Raw genomic sequence first — 19,177 nt, 5'->3', positions numbered from 1 at the left:
GAAAGCGATGACAGTGCCAAAAGAGCCAAGCACCCGTAAGCGGCGCACGTCGAGCGCAGCACCTTCCACGGGAACCGCTCCCGACGGCCTGCGGGCCCAGGGCGTACGTACACGCAATGCCATTATTCGTGTGGCGAGGAAGCTCCTGCTCGAGAATGGTCCCATGGACTTCTCGCTGCGTGCCGTCGCGCTGAAAGCGGGAATCAGTGTCAGCAACCTCCAATACTACTTCCCGACGCGGCCTGACGTCGTGCGGGCGGTGATGGCGCCGGTGATCAACACGTATCTCGATGTTCTGAAACAGGCGCTCCAGAACAACGCCTCGCCGCGTGCGACGATCGAAGCCATTCTCGACCAGTCGGTGCAGGACGCGAAAGACTCGAAGAATATCCCGTTGTGGTGGCATTTCTTTTCTTTTGCGTCTACCGATCCGGAGTGCGCGCAGATGCGGGATGAATGGTACGAAACCTTGACGAACGAACTTACCAAGCTCATTCGCGCTGCGAATCCGGAGCGTGGGGCGGCCGAGAGTACACATATCGCTGTGCTGCTCATTTCGATGGTGGACGGCATGACCATTCATCTGGGCACCGCGCGCAGCAAGCGCGCGTACATGCGAGGGTTTGAGACGATGTTCCTTGAGACCGCGCGTAACCTGGTATGGGGGAAGACGGTGGACGCCGAAACGGCCTAGCAGCCACGGCACTGTGCCGACGAAGAAAAAGGAAAGGGGGAATACCCTGTCTTTTTTTTTCACCTCATGTTTTGTATTGTTACCTATGTTTGGTAGTGTGATCTATTAATGAGGCGGCTGGGTTGCTGGGCAGTCCGGTCGACATATGTCCAGGATAGGAGTACTGAAATGATTCGACTGCACAAGTCCGTGGGGTTGCCTCTGGCAGGCTTGACTGGTTTCGAAACGCCGATGGGGGAGGAGGAACGTGCGATCCAGGAGACGGTTCACCGTTTCGCACGCGACGTGCTGAAGCCCGTCGGTCGCGAACTGGACCGCATGACGCCGGAGGAAGTGATCGCGCCTGGCTCGCCGTACTGGGGCGCCATGATGGAGAGTGCAAAGCTGGGCCTCGATCCGCAACTGCTTGCGCAACTTCCGCCAGACATGGCGGTGCGCATCGAATCGCTGATCGGCGAAGAGCTCGGCTGGGGTGATGCGGGGCTTGCCGTTTCGATCGGCGTGGCGCCCGCTCCGTTGATGATGGCACAGTCGATCGGTAATCAGGAACTGATCGACATGTGCACCGGCAAAATTGGTTGCTGGATGAATACGCAGCCCGACCGCGGCACCGATGCCGCGATTCTCTACCGCGATGAGATCAGCGCGGGCGGCAAACAGCCGGTGGGTAATCTCACGGCGAAGGTGGGCACAGACGAAATCGTCATCAACGGGCAGAGTTCGGCGTGGATCTCGAACGGCTCGGTCGCGCAGGTGGCGCTCGCGTACATGGCGGCGGACTATGGCGATGGCTTTTATGGCACCGGGGAACGAAGTTCGTTTGCGAACGGCATCGGGATGATCGTTCCGCTCGATCTGCCGGGTGTCTCGCGCGGCAAGCCGCTCGACAAGATTGGCCAGCGCTCGCTTCCACAGGGCGAGATCTACTTCGACAACGTGAAGGTGCCCAAGCGTTTTGCCATTGCGCTAGAGGACGATTATCTCGGCAATCTGGCATCGACCTGGTCGTTCGCGGGCACACACATGTGCCAGGTGTTCGTGGGCGTAGCCCGCGCTGCGTTCGAACTCGCGCTGGGTTATTGCCACGAGCGCAAGCAAGGCGGGGCGCTGTTGATCGATCACCAGATGACGCAACTGCGCGTGGGCGATATGTTGCGGCGGCTGGAGATGGCGCGTGCGATTGCGCGACGCAGCCTCGCATTCTCACGTCTGTCTCCAAAGAGCCATCCATACGCTACGGCACAGGCCAAGGTCAGCGTAACTGAAGAAGCGATGAAGATCACGCACGAGGCGTTCCAGCTCTTCGGCGGCAACGGTACCACCCGCGAATTCCCGATCGAGAAGCTGTTCCGTGATGTGCGCTCCGCACTGATCGAAGACGGCGAGAACTATCACCTCACGTTGCGTTTGGGCGTGCTGGCAGGGAAGCTCTATCAGAACGGGTGGACGAAAGAGTAACCAGCCCGTCGACGCCGATATATTGGCCTGGCGTTGGGGCTCCATGGTACCCGAAGGAAGCAGTCGAATAGCAGCTACTGTGCGTGCAGTGCCGCTAATCTGGGTTCGAATCCATTTGTCTATCAGGAGTGCGACATGAAAGCTGCTGCGATATCGAACCTTTCGGCACTCGCGGTTGTGCTGACGTCCATCGCCGTTTCTGCTCACACGGGCGGCGGCGGCATTCGCCCGCAGGAACAATCGACTCCGCAATTCGTGTCCGTTTCAAGTGGAGTGCCCGACGAGTCGAGTGCGCAGACCGATGCGGCTCGTGCAGACGGGCGCCCGGGCACGGAAGTCAGCCCGGCGCTGGGTAAGACCCGGGCACAAGTCCGGGCCGAACTCGTGCAGGCCGGGGAGGAGGGCATGCTTCCGCCACGCTGGGTTGATTATCCGCCCAGTGCGGCAACGAGCGCGCGCAATCGGGAAAACTTTATCCGCGTGGAACAAGTGGGGAAGGCGAAAGCGATCATTCCGCCGACGAGCGCAAATAGCACAAATGGATCGAACGAGGAGCAGCAATGAAATTGTTGGTCGCTGTAAAGCGGGTCGTGGATGCCAACGTCAAGGTCAGCGTGAAATCCGATGGAGCGGGCGTCGATATCGCCAACGTGAAGATGTCGATAAATCCGTTCGACGAGATCGCCGTGGAGGAAGCGGTGCGGTTGAAGGAGGCAGGCGTGGTCACTGAGGTGATCGCAGTTTCGTGTGGCGTTCCGCAGGCGCAGGAAACGTTGCGTACTGCGCTCGCGATCGGCGCAGATCGCGCGGTGCTCGTGGAGTCCGCAGTTGAGTTACAGCCTTTGGCTGTCGCGAAGCTCCTGAAGGCGCTGGTCGACAAGGAACAGCCGCAGCTCGTGATCCTCGGCAAGCAGGCCATCGACGACGATTCGAACCAGACAGGCCAGATGCTCGCCGCGCTGGCGAACCTGCCGCAAGCGACGTTTGCCTCGAAGGTTGTGGTCGCGGACGGCAAGGCTACCGTGTCGCGTGAAGTGGACGGCGGCGCGGAAACGCTGTCGCTGACGCTGCCTGCCGTGGTCACGACGGACTTGCGCCTGAACGAGCCGCGCTACGTCACGCTGCCGAACATCATGAAGGCGAAGAAGAAGCCGCTCGAAACCGTGAAGCCGGAAGACCTGGGCGTTGACGTCACGTCGCGTCTGAAGACGCTGAAGGTCGCCGAGCCGCCCAAGCGTTCGGCAGGCGTGAAGGTGCCGGACGTGAAGACGCTGGTCGAGAAGCTGAAGACGAAAGCCAGGGTGCTGTAAGGAGCGAGACGAAAATGACAAATCCGGTAAATCTGGTAATTGCTGAACACGACAATCACTCGATCAAGGCCGCGACGCTAAACACGGTCGCTGCAGCACAGAAAATTGGCGGCGACGTTCACGTGCTGGTCGCGGGCCACAACGCCCAGGCCGCAGCGGACGCAGCAGCAAAGATCGCCGGCGTTGCGAAGGTGCTGCTCGCCGACGCGCCGCAACTCGAACAGGGTCTTGCAGAGAACGTTGAAGCGACGGTGCTGAGCATCGCGAAGAACTATTCGCACATCCTGGCTGCGGCAACGGCAGCGGGCAGAAACGTCACGCCGCGCATTGCCGCGAAGCTCGACGTTGCACAGATCAGCGACATTACCGCCGTGGATGCGCCCGATACGTTCGAGCGTCCGATCTACGCCGGCAATGTGATCGCAACGGTTCAGTCGTCCGATCCGGTCAAGGTCATCACAGTCCGCACGACCGCTTTCGACGCCGTAGCAGCCGAAGGCGCCAGCGCAGCGGTCGAGAAGCTCGAAGCGGCAGCAGACAGCGGCCTCACGCAGTTCGTCGGCCGTGAAGTGACGAAGCTCGACCGTCCGGAACTCACGAGCGCGAAGATCATCGTCTCGGGTGGCCGGGGTCTGGGCAGCGGCGAGAACTACACGAAGGTTCTGGAGCCGCTCGCCGACAAGCTCAATGCCGCGCTCGGCGCCTCGCGCGCAGCAGTCGACGCTGGCTACGTGCCGAACGACTACCAGGTCGGTCAGACCGGCAAGATCGTCGCGCCGCAACTGTATGTGGCAGTCGGCATCTCGGGCGCGATCCAGCATCTGGCCGGCATGAAGGACTCGAAGGTCATCGTCGCGATCAACAAGGACGAAGATGCACCGATCTTCAGCGTGGCCGACTACGGCCTCGTGGGCGACCTGTTTACTGTCGTGCCGGAACTGGCGTCGTCAATCTGAACGCATAACCTGGAGTTGCGCCTGTGATGTCCGGGCGGATGCCGGGCTAATCCTGCTCACTTGGGCGGATCGTCAGAATCCCTACATGGCGTGGCGCTTTGGCGCTCAGCCAGGCGTCGGAAAGTGGAATGTCGCGGCATCTTTTGAGATACAGGGGAATACCCTGCATTTTTTTCGATCACTATATTGGTATGTTGACCTATCTTTGTCTATATGAACTAATACGAGGTCGCTGAAACATCGGATCGCACGGGTCTCGGGCCAGACGCGCGAACGATTCTTAAGGGATTTCAAAGAAGTTGCACAGCACGGTGTATCGACCGGATATGGAGACTGGCGCCTGAGCGCAGCGGTTTCGGTGACCCGCTCAGAGCGGGAGCCTTCATCAAGTAGACAGAGGCACTATGGCAAAAAAATCTTCCCCAGACGGCGCTGCAAACCTGCAGCGCAGGCAATGGCTCAAATATGCCGGTGCCTCGGCAGCTGCCGTGGGTACGCTCGCCATGAGCACCCAACAGGCGTATGCCGCAGTCACCAAGGCCGCGCCAGGCGCGGACGGCATTCTCGACGTCGCTATCGTAGGAGCGGGGCTGGCCGGACTGACCGCCGCGCGCGACCTGCGCCACGCGGGCTGCGAGTCCTTTCTGGTGCTTGAGGCCCGGGACCGCGTGGGTGGGCGAACGTTCAACTACAACATCCCCGGCGGGTACGTTTCGGAAGTCGGCGGGCAATGGATCGGGCCCGGCCAGACCGCCGTTGCGGATCTCGCGCGCGAGCTGGGCGTCGGGACTTTCCCGACCTACTACGACGGGAGTACGGTCATTCTGGGCGGCAACGGCCGCGTGGCAGTCGATCTGAAGGGCACGTTCGGCACTGACGAGGCGATTGGCGCCAAACTCAGCAGACTCTCGCGCGACGTGCCTTGTGGCGCACCGTGGACGTCCCCGAAGGTCGCTGAACTGGACAAGCTCTCGGTCGGTGACTGGCTGGAAAAGCAGAATATCAAGCCTGAAGATCAGGTCGCATGGAATGGCAGCATCACGCTTTCGGGCGGCGCGGCGCCGGCGAAGATGGGGTTGCTGCACTTCCTTTCGATGGTCAATTCGGCGGATTGCGATTATTCGCAACTCGACAGCATCAAGCACAGCGCCCAGGAAACCCGCTTCATCGGCGGCTCGCAAATCCTCAGCATCAAGATGGCCCAGCAACTGGGCGATAAGGTCCGCCTGTCTTCTCCAGTCCGCCAGATTTCCGGATGGGACGGCGACGTCGTCACCCTGCATACCGACCATGAAGAAGTGCGGGCACGGACCGTCATCATGGCCATCCATCCGGCATTGTGTCATCAGGTGCAGTTCGATCCGCCACTGCCGGAAAAGCGTGCGGCCCTGCAGCGCGCCTGGCCCGCGAATTCCCCGGCACGGAAGACGGCCATGGTCTATCGCCGTCCGTTCTGGCGCGACAAGGGCATGAACGGGAGCATCTTCCAGGTCAATGGTCCCATTCTCTGGGCCTACGACAATTCTCCGCCCGCTGGGGAGATCGGGGTTATCAACGCATTCATCGAGAATGCAATGGTCCCGTCTGAGCGGGACGCGGCAATGGCCATGCATAAGCAATTCTATGCGCAGGCATGGGGCGATGAAGCGCTGTCTCCCATCTCTTATCACGATCAGGACTGGGGACGGGTCGATCGCTGGACCTTGACCTGCGTTTCCGCCATTCCGCCCGGCTTCTGGAGCGCTCACGGCGAGGCGCTGCGCCCCTCGTGCGGCAAGCTGATCTGGTCGGGGACGGAGACTGCGAATATCTGGGCCGGGTACATGGATGGCGCCGTGCGCTCCGGCCATCAGGGCGCGCTTCAGGCGCTCAATGCGCTGCACCGGGCGTAGGAGGGTTACGATGAAGAAAACACTATTGATTGGCATTCCTCTGGTTATTGCCCTGCTGCTGGCCATTTTCGGTTCCGATCTGCTGGGTCTTTATCGGCTTCAGCAGTATCTCACGGCATCGACCACGGCTTACCTTGCTGACGGCGGCCCCTGGCCGCACGTGACCGACGTCTGCATGGGCTGCCACGGCGTCAAGGGCAATTCACTCCATCAGGGGTATCCGAGTCTCGCCGGGCAGCCGGCACCCTATCTGGAGACCCAGCTCCACAATTTCGCGAGTGAGGCGCGCCGTAATCCGAACATGAGGCCCCTCGCGATGACGATGAGCGATCCGCAGATCAAATCGCTGGCTGAATATTTTGCCAGTGTGACCCCGGTCGCGAATCACTACTTCAAGCCGGATGGGCAATTGCGCGAGAAGGGACAGCGTCTGGTGGCAGCGAGCAACTGTGTCGCCTGTCACGGTGCCCAATTGATGGGCCACGACCAGTTTCCGCGTTTGGCGGGGCAGGGATACGACTATCTGCTCGCGCAGTTCGACGAGTTCGCATCCGGCACTCGCAGCGAACCCACCGGCGTCATGAAAAACCTTGCGACCGGTTTTTCGCCCGAAGACCGCAAGGCTATTGCCACCTATCTGGCAAACCTTGACCCGAAGAGAAATTGATCAATCAGATGCAACCGGAGTTGGGAGTTTAGTCATGGACCTCAGATCTGTAGTTCTTATGCTTTCCAGTACCTTGCTGGCATTAAGCTCATTTTTCTACGGCTGGAAGGTCGTCAGGAAACGAAATTATCTTCTCGGCCTGGAGATGTGGATCGTCGGCGCATCGGCGACGAACGCCATCGGATTTTTTGCTACCGGAAATGCCGTTTCCTATGAAGTAGCGCACTTCTTCGATGCATTTTCTCGAGGATTTGGCATACCCATCATCGCCGTCGCGGGTCTGATGGCGATTACGCACGGCTACAAGCCGTCGATTCGCCAGGACGTCGCGGTATTCGTCGTCGCGTTTGCGCTTACGTTCGCTCTCGTGGGAGCGGAATTCATCGCTGGGGTTTTGCCTTACTTCTATCTGACGATGTGGATTCTGCTGTCGATCTATCTCGTGTACTTCATCAAAAGACTTCTGGAAATTGGCGAGATGCTCCGTGCGCTGGCCGTGGGGGTGGCTCTGGTAACGTCACTGGGCATTGCGGTCATTTACGATTTTTACAAAATACCGGGCGAAGAGACAAACGTTTTTTTCAACTTCTACACGCTTGCCTTGTGCTCATGGGCCTACTTCATGCCGGCGATCTATTACGGCTATTGCGCTCTGGAGCGCGTAAAAAATGGCAGAGTCGTGCTGAACTCGCCCACGCCTTACCGAACCTGACCTTCCTGGAGATCAATGATGAATCAAACCTCGCATAGGGTCATGCGCTTCACGGCCTGGAGCGCCATCATCGGCGGCGTTCTGGCGTACGCAAATGTGGGCTTGTCATTTGTGGTAACGGGCCAGGATGCGGATATGGTGCTGCACGGTGCATCGATGCTCGCGTTGTCGCCCGATACCCGCGACGTGTTTCGCTGGTGCATGGTTGCAGACACGTTCGGGTTCTATCTGCCCTTCCTCGTCATTGGCGGATACTTTGTGCACGTATTTCGCGAAGAGCTGGGTGCGCTCGGCAACATGGTGGCGATGGCCGTCGTGTTGTACGTCATGGTTGGCATGACCGGCGCTGTCGTGCAGTTTGCGATCCTTCATCCGCTGGCCCATCTCTACGCGGGCGGCGACGATGCCACGAGAAACGCCGCGGCGGCAGTATGGACTGCGATAGCCAACGGGACGCAAAACGGCCTCTGGTGGATTGAGGGCCCGCTCGTGCTCTTCTGGACGCCGATTGCCGCCAACGTGCTCAAGAAGGAGGGCTGGAAGGGATCGATTCTGCTGAAGATCGTCGGATGGGCTTTCGGGGTCTTCTTCCTGTTCGGCTTGTTTCCGGATCTCGACGCGTTTTCGAATGCCAGCGAGATGGTCGTCGTGCTGGTTCTGCCGCTATGGATGTTGTTGTTCGGATGGCAGATGCTGCGGCGCGCGCGAGCGTTGCCGGCACCATTGCAAGGCGCCGGCGCATCCACGTAACGCAACTCTCAAACGCATCTCAACACGGGACTGAATATGACTACCCTTATCGTGAGTTACCCAAGCACAGAAGGCGGGATGTTTGACCGCGAGTACTACCTTTCGACTCACGCTCCACTTGTCCGCTCAGCGTGGAGTGAGTTTGGTCTGCAATCAGCCGAAGTCCTGTTCCCATCACCAGATCCGCAACCCTTCGCATGCATAGCGATACTGCGTTTCAGCGATCAGGTCGGGATCAATATGGCCCTTTCGTCGGCGAAAACTGCTGAGGTCATTGGCGACGTGAAGAACTTCACCAATATCACACCGACGATGTTCTGCGCGGACGACTGACTGATTGCGCGGCTGGCGTGACTTCGCCATTGCCGTCAGGCCTGCAATCCTTGCGACAACCGATACCAGTGTGACGAATCAACTTGCCCTATGACATTACTGATTGGCATTCCTCTGGAACTTGCCACCGGCGAGCGGCGCGTAGCGACCGTACCCGAGGTGGTCGAGAAACTGATCAAGCTCGGATTCATGGTGGCCGTGCAAAGCAGCGCAGGCGCCGCGGCGAACTTTGACGATGACGCCTACCGTGCGGCCGGTGCCGAGGTCATGGCATCGGCTTCCGAACTCTGGGCTTGCAGCGACATCGTCCTCAAGGTTCGCGCTCCGAGCAGCGACGAAGTCGCGTCGATGCGCGAGGGCGGCATGCTGATTGGCTTTGTTTGGCCTGCCCAGAACCCCGAGCTGATGCAGCAACTGGCCGCGAAACGGGCCACGGTACTGGCCATCGACGCGCTGCCGCGCACGCTCTCTCGCGCGCAGAAGATGGACGCGCTCACCTCGATGGCCGGCATCAGCGGCTAGCGCGGTGATCGAGGCCGCGCATGCGTTCGGCCGCTTCCTGAACGGTCAGGTCACCGCCGCCGGCAAGGTCCCGCCTGCGAAGGTCTTCATCGCCGGCGCGGGCGTAGCGGGCCTGGCCGCGATCGGCACCGCGGCTAGTCTCGGCGCGAGCGTGCGCGCCAACGACACGCGCGCCGAGGTGGCCGACCAGGTCAAGTCCCTGGGGAGCGAATTCGTCAAGGTGGACTACGACGAGGAAGGCTCGGGCGGCGGCGGCTACGCCAGGGTCATGAGCGAGGGCTTCCAGCAGGCGCAGCGGGCGATGTACGCGCAGGAGGCGAGAGACGCGGACATCATCATCACCACGGCGCTGATTCCCGGCAAGCCGGCTCCGAAGCTCATCACGGCCGAAATGGTGCGGTCGATGAAGCCTGGCAGCGTCATCGTGGATATGGCGGCCGAGCAAGGCGGCAACTGCGAGTTGACCGTGCCCGGAGAAGCGGTGGTGCGCGACGGCGTGACCATCGTCGGCTACATCGAACTTGCTTCGCGTCTGGCGCGGCAGTCGTCCATGTTGTATGGCAACAACCTGCTGCGCGTGGTCGAGGAACTGTGCAAGACCAAGGACGGCACGATCAACGTCGATTTCGATGACGACGCCATCCGCGGTCTCACGGTCATCAAGGAAGGCAGCATTACCTGGCCGCCGCCGCCGCTCAGGCAGCCGGCCGTAGCACCCGCACCCCAGCCCGCCGCTGCTGCGGCGGCAGTCGCTCCGAAGAAGGGCCACGGCAGCAGCGAGCCGATGTCGGCGAAGTCGCTGGCCTTCGCCTTCGGCATCGGGGCGCTGGCCTTCCTGATGGTGGGGCTGTACGCGCCGGCCACGTTCCTCTCGCACTTCACGGTGTTCGTGCTGGCCTGCTTCGTGGGCTATATGGTGATCTGGAACGTCACACCGTCGCTGCACACGCCGCTGATGAGCGTGACCAACGCGATCTCGTCAATCATCGTCATCGGTGCGCTGGTGCAGGTCGCGCCGCCGCTGGGCGGCTCCGCGGCGGGTGACCGGCCATCGGGGCTGATCCTGGGCCTCGCCGTGGGCGCGTTGGCACTCACGGCCGTCAACATGTTCGGCGGCTTCGCAGTGACGCGGCGCATGCTGGCGATGTTCCGCAAATAAGGGGATGACAACAATGACTTCCAACCTGACTACCGTCTCCTATATCGGCGCGGCGATGCTCTTCATCCTTAGCCTTGGCGGCCTCGCTAATCCTGAGACCGCGCGCCGCGGCAATCTGCTCGGCATGGTCGGTATGACTGTTGCCGTGCTGGCGACCGTACTCGGGCCGCGCGTTTCATTTGGGGGCATTCCGTATATCGTCGGCGCGCTGGTCGTTGGCGGCGCTGTCGGGATTGTCGCTGCGAGAAAGGTACAGATGACGCAGATGCCTGAGCTCGTGGCGCTGATGCACAGCCTGGTCGGAATGGCGGCCTGCTTCGTGGGCTTTGCAAGCTACGTCGACACCTCGGTCCACTTCACCGGGTCCGAGAAGGCCCTCCACGAAGTCGAAATTTACATCGGCATTCTGATCGGTGCGGTGACATTCGCGGGCTCGATCATCGCGTTCGGTAAGCTCTCGGGCAAGGTCGGCGGCAAGCCGCTGTTGCTGCCGGCGCGGCACTGGCTCAACCTGGCAGCACTGTTGGTGGTGATCGTGTCCGGCCGGGCATTCCTTCATGCGGGCAGCATCCAGGATGGCATGACGCCGCTCGTCGTGATGACAGCGATCTCACTGCTGTTCGGCGTGCACATGGTGATGGCCATCGGTGGTGCCGATATGCCCGTGGTGGTGTCGATGCTCAACAGCTACTCGGGCTGGGCGGCGGCGGCCACCGGCTTCATGCTCGGCAACGACCTGCTGATCGTGATCGGCGCGCTGGTGGGCTCGTCGGGCGCGATTCTCTCGTACATCATGTGCCGCGCGATGAACCGCAACTTCATTAACGTGATCGCCGGCGGATTCGGTACCGCCAGCGGCGCGCACGCAGCGGTCGGCGGCGGCGCGCAGCCGGCCGGTGAGGTAGTGGCGGTGAACTCCGCCGAAACCGCCGAGCTGCTGCGCGACGCGAAGAGCGTGATCATCGTGCCCGGCTACGGCATGGCCGTGGCGCAGGCCCAGCACACGGTGTACGAACTCACCAGTGTGCTGCGCGAAAAGGGCGTAGACGTGCGCTTCGCGATTCACCCGGTGGCCGGCCGCATGCCGGGCCATATGAACGTGCTGTTGGCCGAAGCGAAGGTGCCCTACAACATCGTGCTGGAGATGGACGAAATCAACGCCGATTTCGCCGAGGCGGACGTTTCGATGGTCATCGGCGCGAACGACATTGTGAACCCCGCGGCGCAGGAGGATCCGGCGAGCCCGATCGCCGGTATGCCGGTACTGGAGGTCTGGAAGGCGAAGACGTCGATCGTGATGAAGCGCAGCATGGCCTCCGGATATGCTGGCGTGGAAAACCCGCTCTTCTACAGGGACAACAACCGCATGTTGTTCGGCGATGCGAAGGCGATGTTGCGCGAGATCTTTGCGGCGCTGAAAGCCTGAACACGGTGACGCGCTCGACAACTACGGTTACTTCATAAGCCATTCGTATTTATATTACTCTGCCTTACCGGCACGCCAATCCCACAAAAAGGATTACTTATATGAAAAAGTCCCGCCGTATATTTATGATCGCGACCGCCGGTGTGGCTTCGAGTCTGGCGCTCACGCGTCTTGCATTCGCCGATTCTCCGAAAGAGTCCGACACCGACGCTACGGCGCAGGCACTCGGCTACAAATCCGATGCAACCAAAGTTGACAAAGCGAAATACGCGAAGTATGCCGCTGGCCAGGTTTGCGGCAACTGCACGTTCTATCAGGGCAAGCCAGGCGACGCGTTCGCGCCTTGCCCGATGTTCGGGGGAAAGCAGGTCGCAGGCAAGGGCTGGTGCAGCGCGTATAGCAAGAAAGCCTGAAGCAATGGCGCGTGTCGACGATATCTGAAGCATCAGTGGGCGACCGGTGGTAGCAAGCGGCCAGCCGATAAGACGTTATATTTCGTAATCCAAATATAAGAATGCTGGCTGTATGGGAGCTTTTGCGGCGACGATCCGGTTCAAGGTCATGCTGACGCTTGGTGTCTGCGTCGCGCTGATGGTGGCGATCGGCATGATGGGCCTTCGCGGTCTGGCGAGGCTCAGCACCGATATGGGCAGTATGTACTCGGCGAGTACCGTGCCGATCGAGGATCTCGCCTCGATGCAGGCGGCGGCGCTGAAGATCCGTCTGCAGATGCGCTACATCCAGGCGCTGCATGAACAGGAAAAGGCCGAGGAACTCGTGGCCGATATCGGCAAAGAGCAAAGGAAGCTCGATGCGGCCTGGCACGACTACTATCCCGCAAAGATCGCGACGGCGGATGAGCGCCGATTGGCCGACCGGGTAGCGATGGTATTGGCCGCCTTCCGGACGCAATCGGACGATATCGTCGCGGTGCTTCGGTCCGGCAATCTGGAGATGGCGGCCTATTCGATTGACGAGCTGACGGAAACTGGCGATGCATTGTCTGACGCAATCGGCCGCGACGTTGCACTGAGCGCCATGCAGGGAGAGCGCGCCATTCCGGGGGCTGGCGTCACCGACCGCCTTTTCGACTGTCAGGCGGCCTTGCCTTTCCTGCGGGCGCGCAGTAGCGTGGAAATGCTCCCCCCCGATTGCTCGGCTGCCTGTTGGTAGGTGATTCCCTGCCTGATCAGGGACAAGCCCTTGTTCACCAGGCGCGGTGTCGCGTTGGGCCGGCCGAGGCGCTTGCCCTTGACGCGCGCATTGGCTAGGCCCGAGCGGACACGTTCCCGAATAAGCTCCCTTTCGAATTCCGCGACCGCCGAGAGCAATTGCGCCTGCATCCGACCCACTTTGGTGTGCTCATGTCAATCTGGCCAGGTACCACGAAGGCCACTCCAAGCGCTTCCAATTCCGCCATTGTCAGGATCAGGTCCTGCACGCAGCGGCCCCAACGGTCCAGGGCCTGGACCAGGATCACATCGACGGCGTGGGTGCGCGCCAGTTTCATGACCTCTTCGCGCAGCGGCCGCTTTTGTGACGCGCCGCTGGCGGTTTCCCGGTTTCCTGCATCTCTCGCACGATCTTCCAGCCGCGGGCTTTCGCGTAGTTAATTGCGCAATTCCCGCCGTTGCCGGTCAGTGGTGGATTGGTCCGGGGTGGACACGCGGGTATAGACCGCCGCACGCATGGTCAACCCCCCTCCGGTTCCGGTGCCCAGCCCCCAGTGCTGGCGGGCCTTGCAGAGCATCGTTCTCGACCGTCAAAATCAGGTGATTCTGACGGTCGTTTGCCAAGCTTAGGTGACTATGACAAATGCAACCAGCGCCACGGTTTACCGGCTCCACGTATGGATTCGCCAGATCAGTCCGATGATCTGGCGCCGATTACTGGTACGCAGCGACAGCACGATCGCCGACTTGCATTACGCGCTGCAGATCGCCTTCGGCTGGAGCGACGCGCATTTGAATCTGTTTCACATCCATGGCCAGGACTATGGCGTGTACCACGACGGCGGCACGGGCTTCTCGACTGATCCGGACCAGGTTCGACTGTGCGATTTCAAATTCCGTATCAACGAACGCTTCCGCTACGAGTACGACTTCAGCGACGGCTGGCAACACGAAGTGCGCGTTGAAGCGCGCCTGGCGCAGGACGAAAAACGCATCTATCCGTGCTGCATTGGCGGCAAGCGACGGGCGCCACCGGAAGGCTGCGGCGGTGCTCTGGCCTTCATGGCACGACGGGACGCGGTCCCATCACACGTTGAAGATTTGCTCGAGGACATTCAGGCCGACCTGGATGCGAACGACATCGAGGCCGTCCGGGATCGAAGCGAGGATATCGAAGCGTTACGTGAATGGCTGACGCTGGATGAGTTTGACCGGCGCGGGGTCAACCGCCGGCTCAAGCAGTACGCGACCCACGATGACTGGATGTGGCAATAGACAGGAGCCGCCCGATGAAAATGCGAATACAGGTAGTCGTTGAAGCTGAAAATGGCGAACCGGAGAAGGTCGAGGAAATCGCGCGGCTGGAGCGCGGTGCGCTGCGGCCGGAGGACCTTGGCCTGACACTCGCGGAGGCGAAAGTGTTGCTACACGGCATGCAGCAGGCCGTAGTCACTGAGCAGATCGTGGAATACCTCGAGAAATTCAAGACCTGTCCGGACTGCGGCGCGCACCGAACCCGGAAAGGACAACATCCCCTTGTTTATCGAACCCTGTTCGGGAAACTTAACCTGGTCAGCCCGCGTCTTTACGACTGCCCCTGCCAAAACCACAACCGCCATAGTTCAAGCCCCCTGGCCGAGCTGCTGAGCACGCATTGCGCGCCCGAACTGCTGTATCTGGAGACCAGGTTCGCTTCGCTGATGTCCTATGGGCTGAGCGTTGAGTTGCTGACGGAAGTCCTGCCGATCGCCGAAGAGATCAGCTCCACGTCCGTGCGACGCCACCTGCAACGCGTTGCCGAACGGATCGAGGGTGAGCTGGGCGAGGAACAGTTCCAGTTCATTGAAGGCTGTCCCAGCGATTGGGCGAAACAACCGCCACCGGGGCCACCGTTGACGGTCGGCCTGGACGGCGGCTATGTGCATGCTTCGGACCAGAAGTCGAAAACCGAAGGCTGGTTCGAGGTCATTGCCGGCAAGAGTGTCCAGACCGAGGGTGGCGCCAAGGTGTTTGCATTCGTCAACAAGTTCGACACCAAGCCCAAGCGCCGGCTTTACGAGGTGCTTAAATCGCAGGGTCTGCAAATGAATCAGCAAGTCGTCTTTCTGTCGGATGGCGGCGACACCGTGCGTGATCTGCAGCACTATCTCAGCCCGGAATCCGAACATCTGCTCGACTGGTTCCACATCACTATGCGCTTGACCGTGATGAGGCAAATGATCAAGGGGATGACGGCGGAACTGAAGCACGGCGACAAATACCCGGAAACTACAACCGGGCTGGCCGATCTGGAGAAACGCCTGGAAAGCGTCAAATGGAATCTCTGGCACGGCAATGTTCCGCACGCCCTGCAACGGATTGATGACCTGGACGACGATCTGGAGATGCTGGAAGAGAACCCGGCAAACAAGAAGAAACTGGAGAAGGCAGTCCGGGAATTCCGCACCTATATCGCGGCCAATCAGACGTTCATTCCGAACTACGGCGACCGCTACCGGCACGATGAGACGATTTCCACGGCGTTTGTCGAGTCGACCGTGAACTACGTGGTCAGCAAGCGCTTTGTGAAAAAACAGCAGATGCGTTGGACCCAGCGCGGCGCGCATCTGCTGCTGCAAACCCGCGTGCAGGTTCTGAACGACGATCTGCGGAAAACCTTCGCTCGCTGGTTTCCGGGAATGAGAGCGGAAGAACCAGCAGCGCTAAACGAGGCTGCATAGAGACCTCAGCCCCCGGAATGGCGCGCTCTCCCGTACAAGGCCCCTGACCACGATTCGGTCGAATTGCTATCATAAGCCCGTAGGTTATAAGGTGACCTGGTTTCCGTTGCTTTCGGAATAAGGGAGTCACCCAGTAAATGCCTGGCCAAACTGCCGTGCCCGCTTTACATCGTCCGCATGCAAATAGATCGATGTGGTCGAAATCGAAGCATGACGAAGGTTGTCCCGGACGGCGCTGAGTTCGACACCTCTGGCGATCGCGTGAGTGACATGCGTGTGCCGGTTATATCTTGCAAGATATAAGCGCCACACGCACGCAACACACGCGCTGGCCAACGGGGCGACGCTGACCACCGTACGCGACAACCTGCGTCACGCGTCGATCACAACCACGTCGATCTACCTGGACGACGACGAGGTCCAGCGTACCCGGCAGATCGGGCGGATCTTCGCGAGACGGCCACCAGCATGAGCACCGTCCACGAGACCATCTACCCGGTCCTGCCCGCCGAACCGGGCACGGCGGAACTGAAAGCGGCGTTCACCCCGACCGCCGCGGAAATCCGCTTTGTGCGTCGGCAATCCCGGCAGGAAGCTACCGCCATGCTGATCATGGTCCAGATGAAACTGCTGCAGCGTCTCGGCTACTTCCCGATGCTCTCGGACGTGCCGCCGGGCATCACCGATCACATCCGGACCGCGATGCGAGCCCGGGCGTTGCCCCGGACGGCGATTGCGCGGTACGACATATCTGGAACTCGCATCCGGCACCAGAAGCTGCTGCGCGCCTGGCTCGACATCCGGCCGTTCGACGCGGACGAGACGGCGTGGCTCGCCGATCTCGCGTCGGGGGAGGCAAGGACCAAAGTCGAGCTGCCCGACATCATCAACGTGCTGGTCGAGGAACTGGTCCGCCGCCGTTACGAACTACCGCCACTGTCGACGCTTCAGCGCATCGCCACACAGGCGCGCAACGACCTCAATGAAACGATCTGGACGACGATCTCCGGCGCACTGGATGCGGCCATGATCGAAAGGATCGATGGGCTCCTCGTCATCAAGGTCGGCAAGTCGGGCTGGGACGATCTGAAGCAGGAGCCGAAGAGGCCAGCTGCGCGGGCGATCTCGAGCTTCCTCAAACATATCAACGGGATCAGGAAACTGGCGGAAGGCTTGCCGGCACCGCCCGCGATCCTGTCGGTCAGCAAGCGAGCACAGCTAGTCACTGAAGCGCGGGCGCTCGATGTCGCGGAACTGCGTTCGCTCAAGGTAGCGAAGCGTCATGCGCTCGCGGTACTCTTCATCCAGGCGCAGTTGCAGAAGGCGCTTGACGACGTCGCCGAGATCTTCATCAAGGTCATGCGCAAGTTCGAGACCTACGCGAAGGTCCGGCTTCAAAAATATCAACTCGAACACGCCGGCGTGCTGGAGGGACTGGTCGGGCAGTTCCGGGACGTCCTGCAAATCCTTCAGGATGAAGGGGTATCAGAACGCCAACGGGTTGCCGAAAATCCGCGAGGCGCTCGGCGACCCATCCGCAGCGCTTGCACAATGCAACGAGCACATCGCCTATGCCGGCCAGTTCGACCTGCCGTTCATGCTCGTGCCGTACCGGAACCAGCCCTCACTGCTGTTCCAGTGCCTGGACGTGCTGCCGTTGCGATCGAGCTCGCAGGACCGCGCGGTACTGGTCGCGCTCGCCTGGCTGCAGGGCTCCCGGAACGCCCACCGCGAATACCTGCTGCTCACGGAGAACGACCTCGCAAACCTGCCGCTGGACTGGCTACCGGATAAGTGGATGCGTGCGGTATTCCCGCACGGTCGGGACAGCCGTATGCTGCACCGCCGGTTTTTTGAACTGGGCGTCTTCAGCCAGATCATGCGCGAGCTGAATTCCGGCGATCTCTACGTCGAGGGCAGCGATCGCTTCGACGACTACCGCATGCACCAGGTCTCCGACGAGGAATTCCGGCGTGAGCTGCCGCGCTACTGCGAGATCGTGGGGCTGCCCACGGGCGGCAAGAGCTTCACGAAGGATATGCGGGACCGTCTGAACGCGGCGCTCGACGAGACCGATGCGAACTTCCCGGCGAACGACAGCATCGAGTTCGTCGATCAGGAACTCGTCATTCACAAACCGGACAAGGAGCCCGAACCACCGAACCGGACGCTGATCGATCAGGCGATCACGGCATCGATGCCGCAGATCAGCATCCTGGATCTCCTCACCGAAACCGAGCAGTGGCTGGACCTGTATAAACTGTTCGGCCCGCTGTCCGGATTCGACGCGAAGGTCGACGATCCGCGCAAGCGCTTCATCACGACGCTGTTCTGCTACGGCTGCAATCTGGGCCCCAGCCAGACGGCGCGCTCGGTGAAAGGGCTCAGCCGCAAGCAGGTCGCCTGGCTGAACCTCAAACATGTCACCGAGGAGCGGCTCGACAAGGCGAACGTGAAAGTGATCAACGCCTACAACCAGTTCGCGTTGCCGAAATACTGGGGTAGCGGCAAGCGCGCGTCGGCGGACGGCACCAAGTGGAGCCTGTACGAACAGAACCTGCTGTCCGAGTACCACGTCCGCTATGGCGGATACGGCGGGATCGGCTACTACCACGTGTCCGACATGTACATCGCGCTGTTCAGCCACTTCGTCCCGTGTGGTGTTCACGAAGCCGTCTATATCCTTGACGGACTGATCCAGAACGGGGCCGACATCAAGCCCGACACGATCCACGGCGATACGCAGGCGCAGAGCGGTCCGGTGTTCGGCCTGTCCTACGTGACGGGAATCAACCTGATGCCGCGCATGCGCAACATCAAGGACCTCGTGCTGTACAAGGCCGACAGGCGTCGCAAGTACGAGCACATCGACAGCCTTTGTCGCCAGACCATCGACTGGACGCTGATCGAGCGACACTATCCTGACATGATGCGCGTCGCGGTATCGATCAAGGCGGGCAAGATGACGCCGTCGACAATCCTGCGCCGGCTCGGATCGGAGAGCACGAAGAACAAGCTGTACTTTGCGTTTCGGGAACTCGGGCGTGTGATCCGGACGCTGTTCCTGCTGAAATATCTCAATGACCCGGAGTTGCGCCGCACGATTCACGCGGCGACCAACAAGAGCGAGCAGTTTAATGACTTCGCGCAGTGGCTGATGTTCGGCGGCGAAGGCGTCATCGCCGAAAACGTCCGGCACGAGCAGCGCAAAGTGATCAAGTACAACCACCTCGTCGCGAACATGGTGCAGCAGAAGGGGCATCCGGTCGACGCCCATGTTCTCAAGGTGCTGTCGCCATACCGGCGAGAGCACATCAACCGGCTCGGCGACTATCTGCTGGATCTCCAGCGATCCGTGCCGCCACTCGATCCAACCATTGAATTCGTATTTAAATCAGCAGCGTAG

At 60.7% G+C, this 19,177-nt stretch carries 17 protein-coding genes and 4 pseudogenes; 18 read left to right on the top strand and 3 right to left on the bottom strand.

Features of this window, described 5'->3' with window-relative positions; translation table 11 throughout:
* Positions 1-7 precede the first annotated feature (7 nt).
* The 14 genes and pseudogenes from SB822_RS28785 (at position 8) to SB822_RS28720 (ending at position 13,052) form a co-directional block, all read left to right on the top strand.
* A complete protein-coding gene (locus tag SB822_RS28785) occupies positions 8-694 on the top strand; it encodes a TetR/AcrR family transcriptional regulator (protein WP_042305820.1) in 687 nt (228 codons plus the stop codon).
* Between the two features lie 168 nt (positions 695-862).
* The gene (locus tag SB822_RS28780) at positions 863-2,152 is read left to right on the top strand and encodes an acyl-CoA dehydrogenase family protein (protein WP_042305819.1); all 1,290 of its coding nucleotides are present in this window, start codon (positions 863-865) and stop codon (positions 2,150-2,152) included.
* Positions 2,153-2,287: 135 nt separating this feature from the next.
* Positions 2,288-2,716, top strand: a complete 429-nt coding sequence (locus SB822_RS28775; protein WP_410856166.1) for a DUF4148 domain-containing protein — start codon at positions 2,288-2,290, stop codon at positions 2,714-2,716.
* Entirely contained in the window at positions 2,713-3,462 is a 750-nt protein-coding gene (locus tag SB822_RS28770) for an electron transfer flavoprotein subunit beta/FixA family protein (RefSeq protein WP_410856165.1), read from the top strand. Before SB822_RS28775 ends, SB822_RS28770 begins: the two co-directional genes overlap by 4 nt.
* A 14-nt stretch (positions 3,463-3,476) precedes the next feature.
* Entirely contained in the window at positions 3,477-4,418 is a 942-nt protein-coding gene (locus SB822_RS28765) for an electron transfer flavoprotein subunit alpha/FixB family protein (RefSeq protein WP_091787069.1), read from the top strand.
* 404 nt (positions 4,419-4,822) lie between these two features.
* Positions 4,823-6,310 carry a flavin monoamine oxidase family protein gene (locus SB822_RS28760; protein ID WP_410856164.1) on the top strand — a complete coding sequence of 496 codons (1,488 nt, stop codon included), beginning with the start codon at positions 4,823-4,825 and terminating at the stop codon, positions 6,308-6,310.
* A 10-nt stretch (positions 6,311-6,320) separates the two neighbouring features.
* Positions 6,321-6,977 (top strand): c-type cytochrome, encoded by a 657-nt coding sequence (locus SB822_RS28755; RefSeq protein WP_091787063.1) that lies wholly within the window; start codon positions 6,321-6,323, stop codon positions 6,975-6,977.
* Between the two features lie 34 nt (positions 6,978-7,011).
* Positions 7,012-7,689, top strand: a complete 678-nt coding sequence (locus tag SB822_RS28750) for a hypothetical protein (protein ID WP_410856163.1) — start codon at positions 7,012-7,014, stop codon at positions 7,687-7,689.
* Between the two features lie 15 nt (positions 7,690-7,704).
* Positions 7,705-8,439 (top strand): hypothetical protein, encoded by a 735-nt coding sequence (locus SB822_RS28745; protein ID WP_042305814.1) that lies wholly within the window; start codon positions 7,705-7,707, stop codon positions 8,437-8,439.
* 36 nt (positions 8,440-8,475) lie between these two features.
* Entirely contained in the window at positions 8,476-8,772 is a 297-nt protein-coding gene (locus SB822_RS28740) for an EthD family reductase (RefSeq protein WP_042305813.1), read from the top strand.
* A 90-nt stretch (positions 8,773-8,862) separates the two neighbouring features.
* Positions 8,863-10,453, top strand: a pseudogene (locus SB822_RS28735) (Re/Si-specific NAD(P)(+) transhydrogenase subunit alpha).
* Positions 10,454-10,466: 13 nt separating this feature from the next.
* Positions 10,467-11,879, top strand: a complete 1,413-nt coding sequence (pntB, locus tag SB822_RS28730; protein ID WP_042305811.1) for a Re/Si-specific NAD(P)(+) transhydrogenase subunit beta — start codon at positions 10,467-10,469, stop codon at positions 11,877-11,879.
* Between the two features lie 101 nt (positions 11,880-11,980).
* Positions 11,981-12,292, top strand: a complete 312-nt coding sequence (locus SB822_RS28725) for a high-potential iron-sulfur protein (RefSeq protein ID WP_042305810.1) — start codon at positions 11,981-11,983, stop codon at positions 12,290-12,292.
* A 112-nt stretch (positions 12,293-12,404) separates the two neighbouring features.
* Complete coding sequence (locus SB822_RS28720) at positions 12,405-13,052, top strand: MCP four helix bundle domain-containing protein (protein ID WP_410856162.1); 648 nt, start codon at positions 12,405-12,407, stop codon at positions 13,050-13,052.
* Here the strand turns inward: SB822_RS28720 and SB822_RS28715 are convergent.
* Both SB822_RS28715 and SB822_RS28710 read right to left on the bottom strand, forming a co-directional pair.
* Positions 12,974-13,231, bottom strand: coding sequence for a recombinase family protein (locus SB822_RS28715; protein ID WP_410856161.1), 258 nt, complete (start codon positions 13,229-13,231; stop codon positions 12,974-12,976). The two genes, SB822_RS28720 and SB822_RS28715, sit on opposite strands and share 79 nt — an antisense overlap.
* Positions 13,147-13,470, bottom strand: coding sequence for a recombinase family protein (locus SB822_RS28710; protein ID WP_410856214.1), 324 nt, complete (start codon positions 13,468-13,470; stop codon positions 13,147-13,149). The genes SB822_RS28715 and SB822_RS28710 overlap by 85 nt, the downstream gene beginning before the upstream one ends.
* 217 nt (positions 13,471-13,687) lie before the next feature.
* Here SB822_RS28710 and SB822_RS28705 point away from each other — a divergent pair, with 217 nt between their 5' ends.
* Together SB822_RS28705 and SB822_RS28700 are read left to right on the top strand one after the other, a co-directional pair.
* A complete protein-coding gene (locus SB822_RS28705) occupies positions 13,688-14,326 on the top strand; it encodes a plasmid pRiA4b ORF-3 family protein (RefSeq protein WP_410856160.1) in 639 nt (212 codons plus the stop codon).
* Between the two features lie 14 nt (positions 14,327-14,340).
* Entirely contained in the window at positions 14,341-15,771 is a 1,431-nt protein-coding gene (locus SB822_RS28700) for an ISKra4 family transposase (RefSeq protein ID WP_410856159.1), read from the top strand.
* 126 nt (positions 15,772-15,897) lie between these two features.
* On the opposite strand, the pseudogene SB822_RS28695 reads toward SB822_RS28700, so the two are convergent.
* Positions 15,898-16,053: pseudogene (locus SB822_RS28695) on the bottom strand (tyrosine-type recombinase/integrase); the annotation flags it as partial.
* Positions 16,054-16,069: 16 nt separating this feature from the next.
* On the opposite strand from SB822_RS28695, the pseudogene SB822_RS28690 reads away from it, so the two are divergent.
* Positions 16,070-16,243: pseudogene (locus SB822_RS28690) on the top strand (site-specific integrase); the annotation flags it as partial.
* Positions 16,240-19,177, top strand: a pseudogene (locus SB822_RS28685) (Tn3 family transposase). The pseudogenes SB822_RS28690 and SB822_RS28685, both read left to right, overlap by 4 nt.

The organism is Paraburkholderia sp. SIMBA_054 (assembly GCF_046534875.1).
Lineage (GTDB): Bacteria > Pseudomonadota > Gammaproteobacteria > Burkholderiales > Burkholderiaceae > Paraburkholderia > Paraburkholderia hospita.
The sequence above is the reverse complement of the archived record's forward strand: the minus strand, read 5'-3'. Positions and strand labels throughout refer to the sequence as shown.